Annotated in this window: 29 protein-coding genes, 1 tRNA gene and 1 pseudogene; all 31 read left to right on the top strand. The window is 67.5% G+C overall.

Features of this window, described 5'->3' with window-relative positions; all coding sequences use genetic code 11:
- Window position 1 precedes the first annotated feature (1 nt).
- The 31 genes and pseudogenes from ABZ909_RS18990 (at window position 2) to ABZ909_RS18840 (ending at window position 18,604) form a co-directional block, all read left to right on the top strand.
- Window positions 2-190 (top strand): hypothetical protein, encoded by a 189-nt coding sequence (locus ABZ909_RS18990; protein ID WP_357001093.1) that lies wholly within the window; start codon window positions 2-4, stop codon window positions 188-190.
- The gene (locus ABZ909_RS18985; protein WP_357001091.1) at window positions 190-447 is read left to right on the top strand and encodes a hypothetical protein; all 258 of its coding nucleotides are present in this window, start codon (window positions 190-192) and stop codon (window positions 445-447) included. The genes ABZ909_RS18990 and ABZ909_RS18985 overlap by 1 nt, the downstream gene beginning before the upstream one ends.
- Window positions 444-1,259, top strand: coding sequence for a PD-(D/E)XK nuclease-like domain-containing protein (locus tag ABZ909_RS18980; protein WP_357001088.1), 816 nt, complete (start codon window positions 444-446; stop codon window positions 1,257-1,259). The genes ABZ909_RS18985 and ABZ909_RS18980 overlap by 4 nt, the downstream gene beginning before the upstream one ends.
- Window positions 1,256-2,293 (top strand): hypothetical protein, encoded by a 1,038-nt coding sequence (locus tag ABZ909_RS18975; RefSeq protein ID WP_357001085.1) that lies wholly within the window; start codon window positions 1,256-1,258, stop codon window positions 2,291-2,293. Before ABZ909_RS18980 ends, ABZ909_RS18975 begins: the two co-directional genes overlap by 4 nt.
- Window positions 2,290-2,568 carry a hypothetical protein gene (locus ABZ909_RS18970; RefSeq protein WP_357001083.1) on the top strand — a complete coding sequence of 93 codons (279 nt, stop codon included), beginning with the start codon at window positions 2,290-2,292 and terminating at the stop codon, window positions 2,566-2,568. Before ABZ909_RS18975 ends, ABZ909_RS18970 begins: the two co-directional genes overlap by 4 nt.
- The gene (locus ABZ909_RS18965; RefSeq protein WP_357001081.1) at window positions 2,565-2,825 is read left to right on the top strand and encodes a hypothetical protein; all 261 of its coding nucleotides are present in this window, start codon (window positions 2,565-2,567) and stop codon (window positions 2,823-2,825) included. The genes ABZ909_RS18970 and ABZ909_RS18965 overlap by 4 nt, the downstream gene beginning before the upstream one ends.
- Window positions 2,825-3,931: a hypothetical protein gene (locus ABZ909_RS18960; protein ID WP_357001079.1), complete on the top strand. Its 1,107-nt coding sequence runs from the start codon at window positions 2,825-2,827 to the stop codon at window positions 3,929-3,931. The genes ABZ909_RS18965 and ABZ909_RS18960 overlap by 1 nt, the downstream gene beginning before the upstream one ends.
- Complete coding sequence (locus ABZ909_RS18955) at window positions 3,924-4,172, top strand: hypothetical protein (protein WP_357001077.1); 249 nt, start codon at window positions 3,924-3,926, stop codon at window positions 4,170-4,172. The genes ABZ909_RS18960 and ABZ909_RS18955 overlap by 8 nt, the downstream gene beginning before the upstream one ends.
- A gap of 143 nt (window positions 4,173-4,315) precedes the next feature.
- Window positions 4,316-4,594: a hypothetical protein gene (locus tag ABZ909_RS18950; RefSeq protein ID WP_357001075.1), complete on the top strand. Its 279-nt coding sequence runs from the start codon at window positions 4,316-4,318 to the stop codon at window positions 4,592-4,594.
- Entirely contained in the window at window positions 4,594-4,971 is a 378-nt protein-coding gene (locus ABZ909_RS18945; RefSeq protein WP_357001074.1) for a hypothetical protein, read from the top strand. The genes ABZ909_RS18950 and ABZ909_RS18945 overlap by 1 nt, the downstream gene beginning before the upstream one ends.
- Complete coding sequence (locus ABZ909_RS18940; RefSeq protein ID WP_357001072.1) at window positions 4,968-5,276, top strand: hypothetical protein; 309 nt, start codon at window positions 4,968-4,970, stop codon at window positions 5,274-5,276. The genes ABZ909_RS18945 and ABZ909_RS18940 overlap by 4 nt, the downstream gene beginning before the upstream one ends.
- The gene (locus ABZ909_RS18935) at window positions 5,273-5,494 is read left to right on the top strand and encodes a hypothetical protein (protein ID WP_357001071.1); all 222 of its coding nucleotides are present in this window, start codon (window positions 5,273-5,275) and stop codon (window positions 5,492-5,494) included. The genes ABZ909_RS18940 and ABZ909_RS18935 overlap by 4 nt, the downstream gene beginning before the upstream one ends.
- 68 nt (window positions 5,495-5,562) lie before the next feature.
- Window positions 5,563-6,399, top strand: a complete 837-nt coding sequence (locus ABZ909_RS18930; RefSeq protein WP_357001069.1) for a hypothetical protein — start codon at window positions 5,563-5,565, stop codon at window positions 6,397-6,399.
- A gap of 87 nt (window positions 6,400-6,486) precedes the next feature.
- Complete coding sequence (locus ABZ909_RS18925) at window positions 6,487-7,515, top strand: hypothetical protein (protein WP_357001067.1); 1,029 nt, start codon at window positions 6,487-6,489, stop codon at window positions 7,513-7,515.
- Between the two features lie 111 nt (window positions 7,516-7,626).
- Window positions 7,627-7,700, top strand: a tRNA-Met gene (locus ABZ909_RS18920).
- 250 nt (window positions 7,701-7,950) lie between these two features.
- Window positions 7,951-8,232, top strand: a pseudogene (locus tag ABZ909_RS18915) (DUF1003 domain-containing protein); the annotation flags it as partial.
- Window positions 8,229-8,855 (top strand): hypothetical protein, encoded by a 627-nt coding sequence (locus ABZ909_RS18910; protein WP_357001066.1) that lies wholly within the window; start codon window positions 8,229-8,231, stop codon window positions 8,853-8,855. The pseudogene ABZ909_RS18915 and the gene ABZ909_RS18910, both read left to right, overlap by 4 nt.
- A gap of 5 nt (window positions 8,856-8,860) precedes the next feature.
- Window positions 8,861-9,196, top strand: coding sequence for a hypothetical protein (locus ABZ909_RS18905; protein WP_357001063.1), 336 nt, complete (start codon window positions 8,861-8,863; stop codon window positions 9,194-9,196).
- Window positions 9,197-9,358: 162 nt separating this feature from the next.
- Window positions 9,359-9,682, top strand: coding sequence for a hypothetical protein (locus ABZ909_RS18900; protein ID WP_357001061.1), 324 nt, complete (start codon window positions 9,359-9,361; stop codon window positions 9,680-9,682).
- Window positions 9,654-11,237 (top strand): hypothetical protein, encoded by a 1,584-nt coding sequence (locus ABZ909_RS18895; protein ID WP_357001059.1) that lies wholly within the window; start codon window positions 9,654-9,656, stop codon window positions 11,235-11,237. Before ABZ909_RS18900 ends, ABZ909_RS18895 begins: the two co-directional genes overlap by 29 nt.
- 11 nt (window positions 11,238-11,248) lie before the next feature.
- The gene (locus tag ABZ909_RS18890) at window positions 11,249-12,625 is read left to right on the top strand and encodes a DUF935 family protein (RefSeq protein ID WP_357001057.1); all 1,377 of its coding nucleotides are present in this window, start codon (window positions 11,249-11,251) and stop codon (window positions 12,623-12,625) included.
- On the top strand, window positions 12,622-13,833 hold the full coding sequence (locus tag ABZ909_RS18885) for a head maturation protease, ClpP-related (RefSeq protein WP_357001055.1): 1,212 nt from the start codon (window positions 12,622-12,624) through the stop codon (window positions 13,831-13,833). Before ABZ909_RS18890 ends, ABZ909_RS18885 begins: the two co-directional genes overlap by 4 nt.
- Entirely contained in the window at window positions 13,830-14,198 is a 369-nt protein-coding gene (locus ABZ909_RS18880) for a DUF2190 domain-containing protein (RefSeq protein WP_357001052.1), read from the top strand. Before ABZ909_RS18885 ends, ABZ909_RS18880 begins: the two co-directional genes overlap by 4 nt.
- A 33-nt stretch (window positions 14,199-14,231) precedes the next feature.
- Window positions 14,232-15,197 (top strand): hypothetical protein, encoded by a 966-nt coding sequence (locus ABZ909_RS18875; protein ID WP_357001051.1) that lies wholly within the window; start codon window positions 14,232-14,234, stop codon window positions 15,195-15,197.
- On the top strand, window positions 15,194-15,553 hold the full coding sequence (locus ABZ909_RS18870; RefSeq protein WP_357001049.1) for a hypothetical protein: 360 nt from the start codon (window positions 15,194-15,196) through the stop codon (window positions 15,551-15,553). The genes ABZ909_RS18875 and ABZ909_RS18870 overlap by 4 nt, the downstream gene beginning before the upstream one ends.
- 13 nt (window positions 15,554-15,566) lie before the next feature.
- Window positions 15,567-16,019 carry a hypothetical protein gene (locus tag ABZ909_RS18865; protein ID WP_357001047.1) on the top strand — a complete coding sequence of 151 codons (453 nt, stop codon included), beginning with the start codon at window positions 15,567-15,569 and terminating at the stop codon, window positions 16,017-16,019.
- The gene (locus ABZ909_RS18860; protein ID WP_357001045.1) at window positions 16,019-16,405 is read left to right on the top strand and encodes a hypothetical protein; all 387 of its coding nucleotides are present in this window, start codon (window positions 16,019-16,021) and stop codon (window positions 16,403-16,405) included. Before ABZ909_RS18865 ends, ABZ909_RS18860 begins: the two co-directional genes overlap by 1 nt.
- A 2-nt stretch (window positions 16,406-16,407) precedes the next feature.
- Complete coding sequence (locus ABZ909_RS18855; RefSeq protein WP_357001043.1) at window positions 16,408-16,773, top strand: hypothetical protein; 366 nt, start codon at window positions 16,408-16,410, stop codon at window positions 16,771-16,773.
- Complete coding sequence (locus tag ABZ909_RS18850) at window positions 16,770-17,165, top strand: hypothetical protein (protein ID WP_357001041.1); 396 nt, start codon at window positions 16,770-16,772, stop codon at window positions 17,163-17,165. Before ABZ909_RS18855 ends, ABZ909_RS18850 begins: the two co-directional genes overlap by 4 nt.
- A gap of 12 nt (window positions 17,166-17,177) precedes the next feature.
- Window positions 17,178-18,128 (top strand): hypothetical protein, encoded by a 951-nt coding sequence (locus ABZ909_RS18845; RefSeq protein ID WP_357001038.1) that lies wholly within the window; start codon window positions 17,178-17,180, stop codon window positions 18,126-18,128.
- An 83-nt stretch (window positions 18,129-18,211) separates the two neighbouring features.
- Window positions 18,212-18,604, top strand: coding sequence for a hypothetical protein (locus tag ABZ909_RS18840; RefSeq protein ID WP_357001036.1), 393 nt, complete (start codon window positions 18,212-18,214; stop codon window positions 18,602-18,604).
- Window positions 18,605-18,646: the final 42 nt, after the last annotated feature.

Genomic DNA, 18,646 nt, shown 5'->3' with positions numbered 1-18,646 from the left:
CATGCCGATTCCGTTCCCGAAGCCGGGGCCCGCCTCGGCCGACAGCGTGCCGATTCTCGACGCCATGGCCGTGACCGCGCTCGTCGAGGTCGCGAAAGAGCTGGATTTCGAAGGGCTTCCGAAGCTCGCGAACCGTGTCCGCGACGCCATCGGGATGCTGGCCGTCGCCGTGACCGAGGTCGCCCGCTGATGGGCCGCCACACCGATCACAACCAGCTGGCCGCCGAGGCGCTGCTCATTTGCGAGTCTGTGCGCGAGCTCGCGCCGATCGCGGTATACCGCGATCTGACGAGGGTATGCGCCAAGGATCCTGAACGCGCCGCGCAGCTGTTGATGTGCCTGGCCGCCTGGGTCGACTTCGAGGGGCCCACCAGCAGGCTCACCGCGCGGGCCGAGGCCATCGTTGACAGCCGACTGCGAGCCATCCAGGCGAGGTTCGCGTCATGACAACCGGACTCATCTCGGGAATCCCAGACGACGACTACCACGCCAGCCCTGCCCTGTCGTCCAGCGGTGCGCGCCGCCTGCTGAAAGTGGCACCCGCGCAATGGCTGTGGGAGCAGACGCACCCGCAGCCGCCCGCGGACCACTTCGAGCAGGGCTCTGCCGTGCACACGCTGGCACTCGGCGTCGGCGCGCGCGTGGTCGAGGTCCGCGCGAAAGACCGGCGGAGCAAAGCAGTGCAACAGGAGTTCGAAGACATTCGATTCGAGGGCGGAATCCCGCTGCTGTCGCGCGAATTCGACGCGGCGCACGCGATGGCCGAGGCCGCGCGTTCGCACCCGCGGCTCGGCATCGCGCTCCGGCGCGGTGAGCCCGAGCTGTCGGGCTGGTGGACCGACACCGAGACCGGTGTCGAGTGCCGTCTGCGACCCGACGCGCTGTACCGCCCGCACGGTGAGCGCGGCCGTGCGCTCGCCGTGGACCTCAAGACCAGCGAATCGGCCGACCCGCTCGAATTCGTCAGGTCGGTCGTGAAATTCGGCTACGACCAGCAGCACGACTGGATCGTGTCCGGCCTCGCCGCGCATGGGATCGACGCCGCATGCGTGTTCCTGGTCGTCTCCAAACAGCCGCCCTACCTCGCCAGCGCGGTGGAACTCGTCCCGGCTGCTGTCGACCGCGGCCGCCGCCGCAACCGCGAGGCCCTCGAGCTGTTCCGCCGCTGTACCGGGTCGGGCGAATGGCCCGGCCATGGCGACGACATCCATCAAATCGATTTGCCCGCCTGGGCCTACAAGCAGGAGGACCACCGGTGACCACCGAACTTGAGCTCGCCCACGACCGCCGCCCGGCCGCCGCGCCGGATCCGATCGACCACCTCATGCGGTACGCCACCGCCATCGATGTGGCGTACGGCTTCGCCGAAAAGCTCTGCGGTACGGCTCTGGTGCCGAAGAACTACCAGGGGAAGCCCGGCGACGCCGCTGTCGCCATCCTGCACGGTGCCGAGCTGGGCCTGAACCCCATCCAGGCCCTCTCGCAGGTGTTCACCGTGCACGGCCAACCCGCCATTTACGCGCGGACCATGGTCGCACTGCTGAAGTCCAGGGGCTATCGGTTTGCCACCCTCGAGGCCAGTGCGACCTCGGTCACGGTGATCGGCTTCGGTCCGCTCGGTCAGGAGGAGGAAAGCACCTGGACCATCGAGCGGGCAATCGAGGCCGGTTTCGTGCCCCAGATCGACGACCGCACCGGCGAATTCAGGAAGAACCAGTACGGGAAGCTGATCGGCAACGAGAAGTACCTGACCCAGCCCGAGGAAATGCTCTGGGCGAAGGCGGCGGCGACTGTGTGCAAGCGGCTCGCGCCCGAGGTGCTGCTCGGGATCAACCACACCGCCGAGGATCTCGAATCCGAGCCCCTGCCGGTGCGCGTCCAATCGGAGCGCGCCGACATGCCCGCAGGCACGGCATCGGCTGCCGACGTGCTCGATGACGTCGCGAGCGAGGCCGCCGAGGTCCCGCAGTCGGTCAAGGACCCGGACCCCGAGCCGGTGCCGGAACCGGCCGCACCGATGAGCACCGCCGAGCAGCAGAAGCGGCTGAGCGACCTGCTGGCCGCCAGCGGCCGCACCAAACGCCCCGACAAGCTGACCTACCTCAGCGACCAGCTCGGCCGCAAGGTCGCCAACGCGAGCCAGCTCACCGCCGCCGAGGCCGACGCTCAGATCGTCGAGCTCGAAAGGCCGGTCGAGACTGACAGTGTCGCCGAGGCGACCGAGGACTGGGCGACCGCGCAGGCCGATCTCGAAGGCACCGAACAGGCCCAGACCAAAGGCGGTGCGGAATGAGTACCCACCGCAGTCAAGCCCTCGAATGCCTCAACCTCGCCGAGGACGCTCGCGGCGCGGGGGACCGCGGCCGCGAAGCCACCTTCGCCCTCGAAGCGGCGACGCATGCGGCGCTCGCCATCGAGGCGCGCCTCGGCGAGCTGGTCGCCGCGACCGAGCTCGGCCTCGTCATCAACGCGACCGTGACCGGCGTCGGATACGAACCGGGCCCGGAGCGGACTGCCGCGCGGACCCGGATCCGTGAACGGATCGCCGAAATCGTCTCGCGGGCATGAGCGACAACGTCGTCGCGGGACCGTGGCCCGGCAGCAGCCGGACTGCGGCCCCGGCCCGCGCGGCGACCTCGTACGCGCCGCGCCCGATCCCGCACCGCTACCGCGTCGGTGCGCACGGCCCGACGGTGCTCATGGACTGCCGCGAGTGCCGTACCCCGTGGGCGCCCGACGTCCCGGTGCCGCGAGATCGCCTCTGCCGCACCTGCCGTCCCGCCGATGAGGCGACGCCGGCGCTTTTCGAGATTGGGGACCGCTGATGCCTTGGTTCCGTATCGACGATCAGGCGGCGTTCCACGCCAAGATCGTTGCCGCGGGCAATGCCGCCGTCGGCCTGTGGGCCCGCGCCGGCGCGTGGAGCGCGGGTGCGCTCACCGACGGGTTCATTCCGAAACACATGGTCGCGACGCTCGGCACCACCTCGCAGGCGAAACGGCTTGTGCAGGTGGGCCTGTGGACGGCTGCCGATGGCGGCGGCTACCAGTTCCATCAATGGGCAGAGCGCCAGCCGTATAGCAAGGCCGAGACCGAGCGGAAGCGGGCCGAAGCGCGCGAGCGCATGGCCCGCGCACGCAACGCGAAGAAGGCCGGAAGTTCGGACGAAGTTCGCGCGAACACCGAACAGCCCAATCCCGTTGCGAGTGCGGAAAATTCATCCCATGTCGAAAATGCTCCGGAAGAATTCGACCGGAATAGCGGAGCGGTAGCAGCTTCCCCAGAACCCACGTTTCTAGACAGACCGCAGGTCAGCGCCCCTCGTTCGCGCGAACAGGATGCGAACGACCCGCGAAGTTCGCATAACCCCATCCCATCCCAACCCAACCCAACCAATAACAGTGGTGCAGCCAGTGGGGATCGGTACGTAAGCAACGCGCGCGCCTCGGCGAACGCCAGCCCACCCCCGAAGCATCACCCAGAACACCCGGACTACTGGCTGCCCGACTGCGCCGAATGCACCGCGCTGCTCGACCAGCGAATCGACGTCCTGGCCGCCGTCGCCGATTCCGCGCTCCCACCGTCGCCGCACTGCGCCGCGCACCCCGACGGCACGACGTCAGCGTGCGGCCCGTGCGGCGACGCCCGCCGCGCCCGCCAGCAGTACGACGCCGACCGCGCCCAGGCCGCCGCCACCAAGCACACCGCCGAGGCCAAACGCGCAGGCGAGGACCGCGCCCGTGCCATCGCGAATTGCCCGATGTGCGACGCGGACGGCTACCGCGGTACTGGCCTCTGTGACCACGACCCGGGCGCGGCCGACCGGGCACGGCGAGGCATGGCCGCCGTCCGCGCCGCGATGGCCGGTCGCCCGGCCGAGCACACACCCGACGCCTACGCCGAGACCGACGAGGAGACCGCCGATGCCTGAACCGACCGAACCGGCGGAGTTCGATGCCATCGCCGCCAAGCTCAAGACCGAGCGCGAGGCCGAGGCGATGCGCGCCGCCGAGATGTTCACGAACACCGCGATCTGCAACCTGTGCGGCGCGTTCGTCGCGATGCCGTGGCAGCACAAGGCATTCCACGACGTCCTCGACCGGAGCGCGGAGAACCTCCTCCGGTACGTCGAGGCGATCGGCAAGGCGGCCGGGGTGATCCCCGATGCGTGACCGGACCGGCGAGGAAGTCGACGAGCAGCCCGTCGAGCACGACCCGCGATGCGTCGACGGCTGGATCGACCGGGACGGCGACAACCCACGGCCGTGCCTGACCTGCAAACCCCACCTGCGCCCAAAAGTTGAACGGAGACAACATGCCTGAGCCAATCGTCACGGCCACCATGTACGCAGTGTCGTGCCTGCCGATCGACCACCCAGACAACCCTCACTACCGGGTTGCGGTCCGACGCCGGTCCGGCGGCCAGTGGGTCGTCAGCGACGGGTTCGACTTCTACGACCCGACCGGCGCCCCGAGCGCCGAGCCGTGGCCGATGGAGCGGGGCGACGCCCTTGAGCTGGCGAAGCGCATCGCGCCGAAGCTGGTCGTCAACGGGCGCACCGTGACAGATGTGCTGGCGCGAGGGGGCTGGTAATGACCCGCTCTCGCGCCAGCGCCAAGAAGGCGGGCACGACCTTCGAGACCGCCATCGCCCGCGCCTTGGCGGCCGCGCTCGGCGACGACCGGATCGAACGTCGTGCCCGTACCGGCGCCGCTGATCGCGGCGACATCGCGGGTATCCGGATCCACGGGCAGCGGGTCGTCATCGAGTGCAAGAACGTCGCGCGCATGGACCTGCCCGGCTGGACGCGCGAGGCCGCCGTCGAGGCGGGCAACGACGACGCGCTCGTCGGCCTGGTCGTGCACAAGCGGCACGGCGTCGGTGACCCGCTCGATCAGTGGGTGAGCTGCACTGTGCGCGAGCTCGTCGCACTGATAACCGGCGAGCGACCTGATGGGGGTCCGTGGTGATCGAATTCCGTATCCCCGAGCCGGATCCCATCGAGGCCGCGGTCATCGAGTGGGTCCAGGCCGCGGACCTGTACCGCGACGGCGAGCTGGTGCGCGAGGGCGTCAACCTGCTCGGTTCGAACGAGGCGGCCGCGAAGGCGTGGGGGAGTGCCCTCGCCGGTCGTCTCCGCGAGCCGATCGATCGCGAAGGCCTGACCGAATTCCTACTCAGTCGCGAGGCCGCGCAGCACGTGCGCGCGTACTCGTCCGCACCCGCCATCGCCGAGGGAATCCTCGTCATGCTCAAGTCGAAAGGGCTGCTGTGACAACGCCGAACCTGCCTGCCATCGCCGAACAGGGCGCGGAGAGTATCCGCCGCCTCGCGCGGATCCGCGACATACTGCGGCCGAAAGACCAGTTCGACATGCTGTTCGGCATCCTCGTGGCGCTGCGCGACAACCTGTACAGCGGCATGCACATCTTGCAGCGGGTCGACGGCAGCCTCGTCATCACGGTCACGCCGCCGGACGCGGAGCGCGAATGAGCGCGGTCTGCCGGAACCGCCAGTGCGCGCGGCCGACCGACGCTTTCCTGTGTCCGGATTGCGTCGGAGTGCTCGCCGACGTTCTGGACGGCGTGCCGTGGCTGCTTGAGCAGCTGGCCGTCACCGAGGCGCGGCTCGACCGCGTGAACACCGGCCTGCGCGCAGGGAAGCGGCCCGACCGTCCCATGCCGTTCGACCAGACGGCCGCCGACCTGCTCGATGCGCTCGCGAACGGCGTCACCGGCTGGGTACGGCACCTGTGCGAGTCGCGTGGAATCGACTACGTGCCAGTCGGATACCTGCCCGGGCAGTTCGTTGGCCCGTTGCGGCTGGGGGAGCGGAGAGTGCCGGCGGATTTCGTGGACACCGCGCCCGGTACGGCGCGGTGGCTGCGGCTGCACGTCGAATCCGTCCGGCTGGATCCGGCGGCCGGGGCGCTCTTTCGCGAGCTGACCTCGCTGGCCGAGTCCGCGCTCGTCGCGATCAACCCGCCGCCCGTGCTCGGCTTCCGGGGGCCGTGCCCGACCCTCGTTCGAATGAGCGAGCACGCCAAGCCGGTCGAGTGTGCGCACCGGCTGTACGCCGATCCTGAGCAGCCATTCGTCATCTGCGAGCGGTGCGGCGTCCGACACGACGTAGCCAAGCTTGAGCAGCAGCTGCTCGCGCGGATCGGCACGGAACTCTTCGAGCTCCCGAAGCTACTGGGCGTGCTGCGGGAGCTCGGCCAGCCGATTCCGCGCGGCACCGTGGCCTCGTGGATCTCGCGCGAGCAGCTGCGGCCGCGGGCGTACCGTAGCGGCGACCAGATCGTGAAAGACCGCCAGAACACGACCGACAAGCCGCTGTATCAGCTCGACGACGCCCGGCGATTGCGTACTGCGACCGATCTCCGACCCCAGAGGTGATCCGAGCTCGTAGATCAACAAATCCTCTCGCGCGCTGGCCAGTTGCAACAGACAATTGACGTCCGACGGCCAACACACAGGAGATCGATGAACTCGCCGAACCGCAAGCAGCGCCGCGCGATGGAAGCGGCAGAGCGCAGGGCTGCTCGATCGTCAGCGGACGTCACTCGTCAGGAGAAGCCCCAAGTGGTTCCTCGCCCGGGCGATGTCATGACCTTCGAATGGGAACGGGGTGACGGCACCGCACTTACCCTGGCGCTCAAGTGTGTTGGTGCCAACCCGGAGCGAAACGGTGACACCATAGCCGTCCAGTTCGTTCCTCTGGAGGATTCGATTCATCCAGTGTCACTGGGCTTCCCGGCCCCCTACGTCGAATTCTCAACGGATGGTGGCAAATCCATCAGGCACTATTGGGAGAAGCTGACCTATCTGTTCGGTCTGCCTAGCCCAGCGGACTTCCCAACCTTGGCTATCCCGCCCGACGATCGGGTATTGATGGAACGATTCATTCAAACCTGTCGCGACCTCGCAGGATTCTCCGTTATCAACCGAGATACTGCCTTGACGTTGACCGGAAACGGTAAGAATGACTGGAAGGTCGAGACAACTCTCCCAAGCAAGGAATCGATCGCAGGAACGGCAGTCACGTTTCGTCAATTGCATTCAAACCAGGACAAGGCATCCTTCGACATCGTCAAACGTGGTTTGTTCCTGGCGCTCAAGCACCTCCCGGAGGCGCAGCGCGAGGCAACGCATGCGACTGTCGTTCAATGGGCGCAGGCGCGCGGCGCATTGATGAACCACACTCTCACCACACTCGTCTGTCGCAAGGTGTCCAAGGCGAGCGACAAAGACCCGGTGAGCTTTCGAGACATTCGTCCCGAGGATTTGATCCAGACGTACAACTACGGCGGCACAATTCACTTCGGCGAACACCGTCAGGCTCTTGTCGACCTCACGAATGACCCGACCAGCGCCGCATACCACTCGTATGCCTATCTCTTGTCGATCGACGCGTTGACTCATCTGTACTTCGGGTTTGCAGCCCTGCTCGAATCGGCGCTGGGTTGGGGGTCGAAGGCGCAGGTAACGACCCTCGACGCCCTGCGGACGTGACAAGATCGAGACTGCATGCAACACTCGGTTGCAGCGGGACAGCTGTCCCTACGGCCCGATCCAATCTCTTGGGATCGGGCCATTTTCATGCCCGGACATCACCGGGCCGCCAGCGCGGTAGAGCAGCTCGGTAGCTCGCTGGGCTCATAACTCAGAGGTCGCCGGTTCAAATCCGGTCCGCGCCACGACCATCGGTCACCCAACACCCGGATCCGCGCCAGCGGCCCCGGGTTTCGCTGTTTGAGGAGCAATCATGCTGTCTACCCTGTCTGCCGACCTCGGTTCCGTGCCCTGGGGCGCAATCGCCGCCAAGGCCCTCATTGCGGTCATCACCGCATTCCTGTGATGACCCACTGGCATCGGCACCCCGGCGTCCGGACCGGTGACGAACTCACCCTCGGCGAACGGGCCGCCGATGCCAGCGTGCGGGCCATGGGCTCATGGCGATTCATCACCGCGCAGACCGTCATCGTCGGCGCGTGGATCGTCCTCAACCTCGCGGCATTCGGCCTGCGTTGGGATCCATACCCGTTCATCCTGCTGAACCTCGCGTTCTCCACTCAGGCCGCCTACGCCGCTCCGCTGATCCTGCTGGCCGCGCGGCGGCAGGACACTCGCGGCGCTGAGGTCGCGATGCACACCATGCACAGCGTCGACTCGCTGCACGACAAGGTTGACGCGCTGTCCTCACCCACCGAACAGGACGCCCCGCGATGACTCGGCGATTCCTGCCCGAACGGTTCGAGGAGTTCCTGACCGGTGGCAACGTCGCCACCACTCACGACGGCCCGATTCCGATCTGGGCCGGATTCCTGATCGAGCAGATTGCCTGCCTCGCCGCCCTTCTGGGAGTAGACATGACCGACATCGAGACCGCCCTCAAGAACGACATCGCCTCGCTGGTCGACAGCAACACCAAGATCGCCGCGCTCAACGCCCAGCAGACCGGGCAGATCGCCGATCTCCAGGGCCAGATCGCGACCCTCAAGTCGCAGGTCGCCAGCGGTGGCACCATCACCGCTGCCGACATCGCCGCCCTCGACGACATCACCGGTAAGATCGCCGCCACTGCGGCCACCACCAGCGCCACCACCTCGGCCAGCGGCACCGCGCCCGCGCCGACTGCGCCCGTCTCCGAGCCGCAGACCCCGGTCACCTCGCAGCCCGTCGCCACTGTGCCGCCCACCATCCCCGATTCCACTGCGGCCCCGGCCGTCCCGGTGCAGGCACCGGTCACCGCTGACCCGGGCAAGGTGTCGGCAGCCGACGCCAGCGCGCCCGCTGCCAGCGCGAGCGGCACGGCGGCGGCCGCGCCGTCGACGAGCACCGCCGCGCAGTAGCAGCAGTGCCACCCCAGACCGCGCGGCGGACCACCACACAGCGGGGTCTCGGGTGGCGCCACCAGCAAGCCGTCGACGCGCTCAAACGGCGGCACGTCGACGGCGCGCCCTGCTGGTGGTGCGGCGAAGGCATGTACCGCACACAGGAACTCGACGGAGACCACTCCCAACCACGATCCCGTGGGGGAGTGGTGACCGACCGGCTGCTGCACCGATCATGCAACCGCCAGCGCGGAGACGGCTCACGCGATCACCAGCGTCCCGCGCTCACCGGGCGGGCCGTCGCGGAGGGCCAGGCCGCCGACGATCGGTCCGCGTGGTGCCTGCTCACGGGGTGGTGACCATGGCCGGACTCGAAGAGGGGCACAGGTACTACGACCCTCGCGGCGGCCGCCGGCCGAACGGCTCGTGGTGCGCGCCGGCGAAAAATCCAGACCCCCCGGGCTGCCTGACCCCCGTACTTAGTCAATCTTTTTTACACGGGGCCCAAAACGGTACGTGCAATGCATGAAAACCTCGGTTATGCAGGCGAAAAGCTCTGGAATGCGCTCGAATCCGACGCTGCGAGCTTCGAAACTGGGGTTCTGGTGCTGGAAGCGTGCCGGATCGCTGACCGGCTCGAGCACCTCGCCCGAATTCTAGACGGCGACACCGACATTTGGGCCCGCATCGCCGCGGGCCGCGACGGCGAGCTCGAAATCAGGGTCGACGGCGCGCTCCAGGAGGCCCGGCAGCAGGCCGGCACTCTGCGGCAGCTGCTCGCCGCCATCGCGGCGCGGCGCGGAGCTCCGGAACTCGATGACGAGGATGGCCTCGCTGATCTCTGACAACGTCGTCGAGCTGTTCCCGGCTCCGGATCCGCTGGTGTTCCCAACGCTGACTGGTCGGCAGGCACCACACCACCTTTCGGTGGGCGACGGCGACGACCTGCACGGATTCAAGGCCATCACACTGGCTGACCGGGCGACCGTGCAGCCGGTAATGCCTTGGCAGTGCGGGAATCTGCGCGGGATCCTGCGTAAGACCCTGGACGGCAGTTGGACACATCCGGACGTCGTGCTGATCTGCCCGAGGCAGAACGGCAAGTCGGAGATCTTGTTGTTCCGCTGCCTGTACGGCCTGTTCAAGCTGGGCGAGAAGATCCTCTACACCGTCCAGCGGTGGGACACGGGAATCGAGATCCACTCGCGCCTCGTCGCGATGATCAACAGCCGTCCATGGCTGCGCCGCCACCTGGCAGCCAAGCCGACGCTGTCGCAGGGCCGCGGCAAGATCGTGCTGAAAAGCGGCGCGCAGATCATCACCTCGACCCGGTCAGCTGATGTCGGCCGAGGTATCACCAAGCTCGACCTGCTCATCTACGACGAGGCGTACAACCTGGACGCATCGGCGTCGGCGGCAGTCGATTTCGCGCAGATGGCCGCCGAAGATCCGCAGACGATCTACACCTCGTCGGCCGTCAATGCCGAGATGCACTCGAAGGGCTTCGTTCTCAGCGACATGCGGGCGGCCGGGCTCCGCGGCGACGAGGGCCTGTACTTCGCCGAATACATGGCGCCAGAGGAAATGCCGCACGACGCCATCGCCACCTGGAAGTACGGAAATCCCAGCTACGGGGTAATCCAGACCGCCGCGAAGATGCGAAAGATGGTGCGCAAGGCCACCACGAAGGCCGGCATCACCGCTTTCGGCGTCGAGGCGCTCGGCCGCGGCGTATGGCCGGTCCGCGCCGAGGATCTGCCTGCGCTCATCCCGGCCGAGACCTGGTCGCCGATGGGCGAGGTCGCGGTGCAGCTCGTCGGCCCGATCGCGCTCTCGTTCGACATGACGCCTGACCGAAAGACGCTGTCGATTTCGGCGGCGCAGTGGACGACCGACGAACGCGTGCACCTCGAGATCGGCTACCACGGCCCGGCCACACAGCAGGCCGTCCCGTACATCGTCTCGGTGATCACGCGCATGGATCCCTGCGCGCTGGTTGTGGACAGAGCATCGCCAGCGGCCTCTCTCGTGCCCGCCCTACTCGCGGCCGGTATCGATGCCGAGGTGACCGGCTTGCTGGAAATCGCGCAGGCCACGGGCGATTTCTACGACAAGGCCCTGGCCGGACTGCTGCACCACACCGGCGACCCGGTGCTCGCCGAGGCCGTCGAGGGCGCGATCAAACGCGACCTGACCGGCGGCGGCTGGGCATGGGACCGCAAGGGCCAGAACGACATCTCGCCGGTCGTCGCCGCGACCTTGGCCATGTGGGGCCTCGTGACCTTCGGTGCGCAAACCGCGCCGGTACAGCAGCTCGTGCACCGCGCCGCCTCGGCGACCGCCGTGCCGAGACATCAATTCCGCGGTGAGACATCCGGTCTCGCCGCGGTCGGATTCTGAGAGGAGGCGATATGGCCGACCAGCAGTCCCCGGTGAGGGGCCGGGTAGCGACGCGCGAGCTCGGCTATTCCGTCTCCTACCCGGGCGAGATCTGGCTACAGAACAGCGAGACCACGCCCGAACTGCGCTGGCCGCTCTCGGTCAACGTCTACGACCGCATGGCCCGCCAGGACTCGCAGGTGCAATCGGTGCTCCGCGCCATCACGCTGCCCGTGCGGCGCACCACATGGCGGATCGACCCGAACGGTGCCCGAGACGAGGTCGCGGCGTTCGTCGCCGATGACCTGCACCTGCCGATCGTCGGCGCCGATGACGAGACCGAGCAGCCGAAGCGGCGGATCCGCAACGCCTTCAGCTGGTCTGAGCATGTGCGCCTCGCCCTGCTGTGCATGCAGTACGGGCACATGTTTTTCGAGCAGGTCTACCAGCTCGACGAGGCCGGGGCCGCGCACCTGGCCAAGCTCGCGCCGCGGCTCCCGCGGTCGATCTCGAACCTCGTGGTTGCGCCCAACGGCGATCTCGTCTCGATTTCCCAGTGGGCCATGGGAACCATGACCGGCGGCTACGAGGCCATCGTCGTCGGCCCGGTCGGCGGCGGTGCGCGGATCCCCGCGAAGCGCATCGTCCCGTACGTGAATGAGCGCGAGGGCGGCGACTGGCTGGGCCGGTCGGTGCTCCGCGCCGCCTACAAGAACTGGATTCTCAAGGATCGGCTCTTGCGGGTCCAGGCCCAGACCATCGAGCGCAACGGGATGGGCATCCCGGTGTACTACGGCGGCCCGCTCGACCGGCAGGCCGACCTCGAAATGGGCCAGCAGATGGCCAACGACTACCGCGCGGGCGACAGCTCGGGCGCGGCGCTGCCCAACGGCGCGAAGCTACGGCTACAGGGCGTCGAGGGCGCGCTGCCCGACGCCATGCCGGTCATCGAGTACCACGACTCGCAGATCGCACGATCGGTCCTCGCCCATTTCCTCAACCTCGGAACACAAACGGGCAGCTGGGCACTCGGCTCGACCTTCGCCGATTTCTTCGTGATGTCGTTGCAGGCCCAGGCCCAGCTGATCGCCGATACCGCCAATGCCTACGTCGTCGAGGCCCTCGTCGACCTGAATTTCGGGCCCGACGAGCCCGCCCCGCGGATCGTTTTCGACGAGATCGGCTCGCGCCATGACGCCACGGCGCAGGCGCTCTCGCTGCTCATCCAGGCTGGCGCCGTGTTCCCTGACCGCCGCCTCGAGCAGGCGGTGCGCGACATGTACGGGCTGCCGCAGAAGGATCCCGACGCGCCCGATCCGACGCCCAATCAGAAGTCCGGACCGGCGCAGCCTGCTGCGGAACCGACGGGCGACGACCCCAATGACCCGGACCCGCAGGAGGGCCAGTGAATGCACGCACCCCGCGGCAGTGGTACTCGATCCGCAACGCCGCCAAGGGCGACAACCCGACCGTCTACCTGTTCGACGAGATCGATTCGTACTGGGGAGTGTCGGCCGAGGAGTTCGCGCGCGAGCTCGACGGGATCGATGCCGAACAGATCACCGTGAAGATCAATTCGCCCGGCGGCAACGTCTATGACGGGCTGGCGATCATGAACGCCCTGATCGATCACCCGGCGAAGATCATCACCTCGGTCGAAGGCCTCGCGGCCTCGGCCGCGTCGTTTATCGCGATGGCCGGTGACGAGCGGGTCATGCGCCCGGGCGCTGAGCTGATGATCCACAACGCGTGGATGGTTGCGATCGGCTCGGCGACGGACCTGCGCGCGGCCGCCGATCAGCTCGAGCGCACCAGCGCGAACCTCGCCAGCATCTACGCCGACCGTTCCGGCGGCGAGCTCGCCGATTGGCAAGCGGCCATGGACGCAGAGACCTGGTACAGCGCACAGGAAGCCGTCGACGCGGGCCTCGCCGACCGCATCGAGAAGGCAGGCAAGGCCGCCGACGCCGAGCCGACCTCGAAAGCGCGCTGGGATCTGTCGCGCTTCGCCTACTCCGGTCGCCAGGCCGCGCCCGCGCCGCGCACCGGCGCGCGCACCCCACGAACTCCCTCTGCCATCCGCGCGGAGGTCAAAGGAAAGGAGGGGCGCATGCCCACCCTGATTGAGGGCCTCCGCGAGCGCTTCGGACTGCCCGAAGACGCCGACGAGGCAACGATTCTCGCCGCCGTCAGCGAGCAGCTTGACAGTGTCGCCGCGGCCACCGAGGACGCGCCGGCCGAACCGTCGGCGCAGCAGATCACCGCCTCGGCCAGCCGCCTCGGGCTGGTGCTCGTCGACCGCACCCAGTACGAGCAGACCGTCGCCCAGGCCAGCCGCGGCGCGGACGCGTACGAGCAGCTCCAGGCCGACCGCCGCAATGCTGTGCTCGAGAAGCACGTTCGCCGCGGCGCGGTCGCGGCCAGCCGCCGCGAGCACTTCGCCAAGCTGCTCACGGTCGACCCCGACGGGACCGCCGAGCTGCTGAACAGCCTGCCCGACGGCGCGGTCGTCCACCTCGCCGAGGTAGGCCACTCCGGTGAGCCCGAAAACGACAACACCGAGGCTGGGCTGGCGGACGTCTTCGCCAAGGTCACCGGCCGGAAGGATTTCCGATGAGCGACTATTTGCCCCAGTTCTTCCCTGGCGACACCGTCACCGCGGTTACTAGCGCGGTCGTGACTGCCGGTCAAATGCTCGCTGTGTCGGGCAATAACACCGTCGCTGCGACCGCCGGTGCAGCCGTTCCCTACGGCGTCGCCGCCGTAGATGACACGGTGGGCGGCAACGCAATCACCGTGTTCCGCACGGGCATTCACCTGCTCGCCGCGAGCGGCACCATCAATGCCGGTGACGTGGTCATTCCCGCTGCGGCCGGTGCCGTGCAGGCGATCGGCTCGGGCACCAATTATGCCCAGGTCGTCGGCGTCGCTCAGGCTGCCGCGTCCAACGGCAAGGTCTCCGTCGCGCTGCGCATCGCGTGAGCGCCCGAATCTTCTTGAAAGGCAGGTGCCGCCATGGCCGGTAACACCACATTTCCGCCCGCGCCCCCGACACTCTCGGGCGATATCGAATCGATCAACAGGTTCCTCAAGGATCCGCTGTGGGTCCTGCGCGCGCTGCGCACCATTTCGGAACAGATGTTCATCTCGAATAAGATCCTGACCAGCCAGCAATGGACCGAGTCCGGGTCGGTCGCCTATGAGCAGACCGAAGGCATCTACGCCGACAACCCGCCGCAGCCGGTCTCGCCCGGCGGCGAGTACCCGCTGACCACGACCGGGACCGGCCCGGCGTCAATGGCGAACACCGTCAAATGGGGTGAGGACTCGCTCATCGAGGACGAGTCGATTTCGCGCCAGAAATACGACGTCGTGACCCGCAAGTTCACCAAGCTGGCGAATTCGCATGTGCAGAAGGTCGATTCGGTTGCACTGTCGGCCGTCGCCTCTGCGGTCACGCAGAATACCGCGGCCATTGCATCGTGGGCCGGTACCGGCACCACACCGTACATCCTGCGGGACCTCATGCGAGCGTTCGGCAACATCCTGAACCTCCGGCAGGGCTACATGCCCGACACGGTGCTCGTCGACATCCCCACTTTCGCCAATGTGGTCAGCGACGACAAGCTCGCCGCCCTGCTGCCGCGCGAAGTGCCCGGCGTCGGCGACGCCCCGACCACCGCCGGTTGGGACTCGCCCTATATGCGCCGCATCGGCGGATTCACCTTCGTAACTAGCCCGAACCTGCCGGTCAATGGCAACGCATGGTTGCTGGATTCAAAGGTGTTCGGCGCGTTCGTTGATGAGCGGGTGCCGGGCCCGGGCTACGTCGCCAGCGGCGACCAGGGCGCGGACGGCGTGCAGGTGAAAACCATGCGCGAGGACCGGACCGACGGCTGGCGGATCCGCTGCCGCCGCCTCACGGTGCCGATCATCCTCGAGCCCGCGGCCGCCTGGAAGATCACCGGGGTGAACGCATGAAATACCGCGTCACTGCGCCGCTGGTCGTCGCACCCGATCACGGTGGCCGCGCGAATCACTGGTATTACGGCCAGATCATTCAGGCGCTCCCCGACGAGGCTGCGGCCCACCTGCTCGGTCTCGACATGGTCGAGCAGGTTGTCGAGCCCGTACCGCCCGGCGTTATCGCGCCGGAAGCCACCGAGGTCGAACAGGTCCCGGTGTCCGCGGAGGAAGTGCCGGCCGAATCGCCTGCGCGGCCGCCGCAGACCGCAACCAAAGAGGTCTGGGTCGAGTACGCGGTCTCTGCGCTCGGCCTCGATCAGGCCGAGGCCGAGGCCAAGACCAAGGACGAGTTGAAGGCCCTCGCGGGCTGAAAGGGGGTGCGCCGTGTCCTCTCCTACGCCAACAACATTCGCCTCGACCGATGACGTACAGAACTCGTGGCGCACCCTCAATGCGCAGCAGCTCAACTTCGCGGGCCTGCTACTCCAGGCCGCGGCATTGTGGATCACCGGAAAGTGCCAGGCCGCCAGCATCCCGGTACCGGCCACGGCCGCGCACATCGTGTCCATCGAGGTCGTGCGCGCCGCGCTCCAACGCGACATGCTCGACGGCGTCCCCTCAGGCAAGACGACCCGCGGCGACCGCAGCGACGAGTGGACCAACGTCCGCACGGCGACGCTCGAGGAGCTCGCCCGGACGCTCGTGTTCTCGGAGTACCACCTGCAATTGCTCGGCCTCTTCCAGCCGACCGGCCCGCGGTACCTGATGGGCAACCGGTACTCGACGCCGGATCCGATCATCATCCCGGGCATCGATCAACAGGACATCAGCTACTAGTGGTCTACGCGCTCGGGTCCGAGCAGCTGGTGCTGCACCTGCGCACACCGGTGCTCGACGGCAGCGGCAAACCGGTGCCGAACGCCTATGGGCGCCAGCAGATCGTCGAGACTGATGTCGCGGTGACCGGTTGCGACATGTGGGTCACCGAATCGCAGGAGACCGAGAACGCGGTCACCGTGACGAGATTGACCGGGCGCGCCATGCTGCCACCCGGCACTCAGGTCGACTACACGACCGCACTGACCTGGCAGGGCATCAAGTTCGAGGTGCACGGGCCGCCGCGCCCGGTCACCAACATCCGCGACAGCAGCGTCGACCACATCGTCATCACCTGCCGCTCATACCTGGGCAGCAGCATCCCCGGCACCCGAGAGGACGGATAGCCATGGGCATGGACATTGCCAATGTCGTGGCCGAGCTGACCAAGCTTGTCGAGAAGGCCGGGCCAGCGTCCGCCGAAGCCCGCGAGCATGCCCTCGGGCTCGCCAAGAAGGGCGAGGAGTACGCGAAAACGATTGCGCCGGTCAACAAGACGGGAAGGCCGCACAAGCTCAAGTCCGGCTATATCGATGAGCCCGGCGAGTACCGCGACGAGATCGAGGGTTACGTCGTGTTCAAGGATGGCGCGTGGCGAGGCCGTTGTGTCGCCCGGAACTGGAAGTCCCACATCATCGAGTACGGGGCGAAGGGAAAGCCCAAGTTCGCGATCATGCGGCGCACGGCCGGATACCTGCGAGGCACTGACTCGTGACCCCGGCGGGCCAGCACTTCGCGAACTTGCGCACGCTGCTGGTGGCCTACCTGTCGCCGCTGCCTGGCATCGGCGCGGCTGGGACCAAGCTCGAGTTGATCTTCCCGTTCGTGCTGGTCACCGTGATTCCTTCCGGCGGTGACGATTACATCTGGTCGCGCCAGGTCTGTGACGTCGAGGTCTTCCACTCTGACTACGCCGCGGGCGCGGAATTCACGCGCGTCGTCCATGACCACATGATGCGGCTGCGGCACAGCTACGTCGGCGGCGTACCGATCAGCCACGTCAAAACTATCAATGGCTTCGGCGATCTCGACTACGAAGACCCGACCCTGCACCGCTGGATCGCTGAATACGAGATCGAATCCGCCGTCAATTCCGCACCCCTGTAAGGAGATTCACTCATGACCGGAACCACGTGGGACACCATTTTCGGTGGCAACCCCGACCAGGTTTTCAAGGGCCAGTTCGGTTTCGTCCTGGTCCGCGACTACGACCCGACCAAGCCGCTCACCAGCTGGAGCCCGTTCGACACGACCTCAGGCAACTGGTCGAGCACGCTGCTCACGACCGACGGATTCACCGCGATCGGCTACACCGACGAGTCCGGCCTCGAATTCACTCCGACGTTGCAGACCGCGGACACCAAGGCGTGGCAGAGCAGGCAAAAATTGTTCACGGACATCACTGAGGACTCCGAATCGGCGATGTTCACCGCGATTCAGCGGACCCCGATCGTCGAGGCCCTCGAGACCAACCTGCCGTTGGCTGCGATGGGCACGATCGGCCAGGCGGGCTACCAGTACACGAAGCCCAAGGTCACCGTTCCGATCGCGCGGCAGTTTGTCTTCGGATCGATCTTCTCAAGCCCCTACGGCGTGAGCGGCTGGGCGCGAATCTACTCTCGCGCCTTGATGATCAAACCGGACAAGATGGCCCACAACGCCAAGACCGAGGCCAATTCCAAGCTGGTCATCGAGTCCTATCCCGACTCGGCCTCCGGCTTCGCGGTCCGCACCCTGCGCGACGGCCCCGGCTGGCGCGCTCTCGGTGGCACCACCGCCACCCCGGGCACCCCGACCGCGACGGCGGGCGCGCCCGGATCCGGCAACGCGACCCTCACGTTCACCGCGCCGACCAGCAATAACGGGCCGTTCACCTACAACGTGTTCGTCGACGCCGGTGTCGTGCCGATCGCGACCAGCAGCGTCACGGTCGGCGGTACCACGGCGAACCCGATCCTGACCGTTTCCGGGCAGACCACCGGCTCGCACACCTACAAGGTGCAGGCCGTCGGCGCGAACTTGTCCGGTTCGGTGCAGACGCCAGCCTCGAACTCGGTGACCTTGTCCTAACCCTCGACCCCGACGCGGCGCGCGGTGGCTGGGCGTCGCGTCGGGCCCAGCCACCACAGCCACACCCCGAGGAGGAAACCACCATGACCGAACCGACCACCACCCCGACCGCGGCCGTGCCGATGACCCCGTTCGTCGTGGCGGGCACCGTTCCCGCCGACGTCATCACCGACCTGGCCGACTTCCGCGCGCAGGCGATCGAAGGCATGGGCGGCAAGGGCATTTCGTTCCAGCCCGGCGGCCCCGGCGGCGAGGTCTTCACCGTCCCGCACCCGCTGCTGCTCGAAGACGAGCAGCACGAGGCGCTGGCCACGTCGCTGAACACCCCGGCCATCGCCCGCATCCTGCTCAACACCTCCGATGATCCCGCCGTGTTCGACCGGTTCCGCGCCGCGGGCGGCCGCTCCGGCGACGTCATGATCGCGTGGCGGCGACTCGGCGAGGGCGTCGGCGCCCCAAAATCCGCGAAGCAGTAGCACTACTCCGGCTGGCCCCCAACGAAATCGAGGCCGACCTAC

The organism is Nocardia sp. NPDC046763 (assembly GCF_040645495.1).
Taxonomy (GTDB): Bacteria; Actinomycetota; Actinomycetes; order Mycobacteriales; family Mycobacteriaceae; genus Nocardia.
The sequence above is the reverse complement of the archived record's forward strand: the minus strand, read 5'-3'. Positions and strand labels throughout refer to the sequence as shown.

What these genes read in the sequence shown, in the direction of transcription:
- ABZ909_RS18980 (WP_357001088.1), top strand. Translation starts at nt 444, where the DNA reads ATGACAACCGGACTCATCTCGGGAATCCCAGACGACGACTACCACGCC.
- ABZ909_RS18960 (WP_357001079.1), top strand. Translation starts at nt 2,825, where the DNA reads ATGCCTTGGTTCCGTATCGACGATCAGGCGGCGTTCCACGCCAAGATC.
- ABZ909_RS18925 (WP_357001067.1), top strand. Translation starts at nt 6,487, where the DNA reads ATGAACTCGCCGAACCGCAAGCAGCGCCGCGCGATGGAAGCGGCAGAG.
- ABZ909_RS18855 (WP_357001043.1), top strand. Translation starts at nt 16,408, where the DNA reads ATGGGCATGGACATTGCCAATGTCGTGGCCGAGCTGACCAAGCTTGTC.
- ABZ909_RS18875 (WP_357001051.1), top strand. Translation starts at nt 14,232, where the DNA reads ATGGCCGGTAACACCACATTTCCGCCCGCGCCCCCGACACTCTCGGGC.
- ABZ909_RS18970 (WP_357001083.1), top strand. Translation starts at nt 2,290, where the DNA reads ATGAGTACCCACCGCAGTCAAGCCCTCGAATGCCTCAACCTCGCCGAG.
- ABZ909_RS18870 (WP_357001049.1), top strand. Translation starts at nt 15,194, where the DNA reads ATGAAATACCGCGTCACTGCGCCGCTGGTCGTCGCACCCGATCACGGT.
- ABZ909_RS18950 (WP_357001075.1), top strand. Translation starts at nt 4,316, where the DNA reads ATGCCTGAGCCAATCGTCACGGCCACCATGTACGCAGTGTCGTGCCTG.
- ABZ909_RS18910 (WP_357001066.1), top strand. Translation starts at nt 8,229, where the DNA reads ATGACTCGGCGATTCCTGCCCGAACGGTTCGAGGAGTTCCTGACCGGT.
- ABZ909_RS18845 (WP_357001038.1), top strand. Translation starts at nt 17,178, where the DNA reads ATGACCGGAACCACGTGGGACACCATTTTCGGTGGCAACCCCGACCAG.
- ABZ909_RS18890 (WP_357001057.1), top strand. Translation starts at nt 11,249, where the DNA reads ATGGCCGACCAGCAGTCCCCGGTGAGGGGCCGGGTAGCGACGCGCGAG.
- ABZ909_RS18895 (WP_357001059.1), top strand. Translation starts at nt 9,654, where the DNA reads ATGACGAGGATGGCCTCGCTGATCTCTGACAACGTCGTCGAGCTGTTC.
- ABZ909_RS18840 (WP_357001036.1), top strand. Translation starts at nt 18,212, where the DNA reads ATGACCGAACCGACCACCACCCCGACCGCGGCCGTGCCGATGACCCCG.
- ABZ909_RS18985 (WP_357001091.1), top strand. Translation starts at nt 190, where the DNA reads ATGGGCCGCCACACCGATCACAACCAGCTGGCCGCCGAGGCGCTGCTC.
- ABZ909_RS18945 (WP_357001074.1), top strand. Translation starts at nt 4,594, where the DNA reads ATGACCCGCTCTCGCGCCAGCGCCAAGAAGGCGGGCACGACCTTCGAG.
- ABZ909_RS18880 (WP_357001052.1), top strand. Translation starts at nt 13,830, where the DNA reads ATGAGCGACTATTTGCCCCAGTTCTTCCCTGGCGACACCGTCACCGCG.
- ABZ909_RS18965 (WP_357001081.1), top strand. Translation starts at nt 2,565, where the DNA reads ATGAGCGACAACGTCGTCGCGGGACCGTGGCCCGGCAGCAGCCGGACT.
- ABZ909_RS18955 (WP_357001077.1), top strand. Translation starts at nt 3,924, where the DNA reads ATGCCTGAACCGACCGAACCGGCGGAGTTCGATGCCATCGCCGCCAAG.
- ABZ909_RS18990 (WP_357001093.1), top strand. Translation starts at nt 2, where the DNA reads ATGCCGATTCCGTTCCCGAAGCCGGGGCCCGCCTCGGCCGACAGCGTG.
- ABZ909_RS18900 (WP_357001061.1), top strand. Translation starts at nt 9,359, where the DNA reads ATGCATGAAAACCTCGGTTATGCAGGCGAAAAGCTCTGGAATGCGCTC.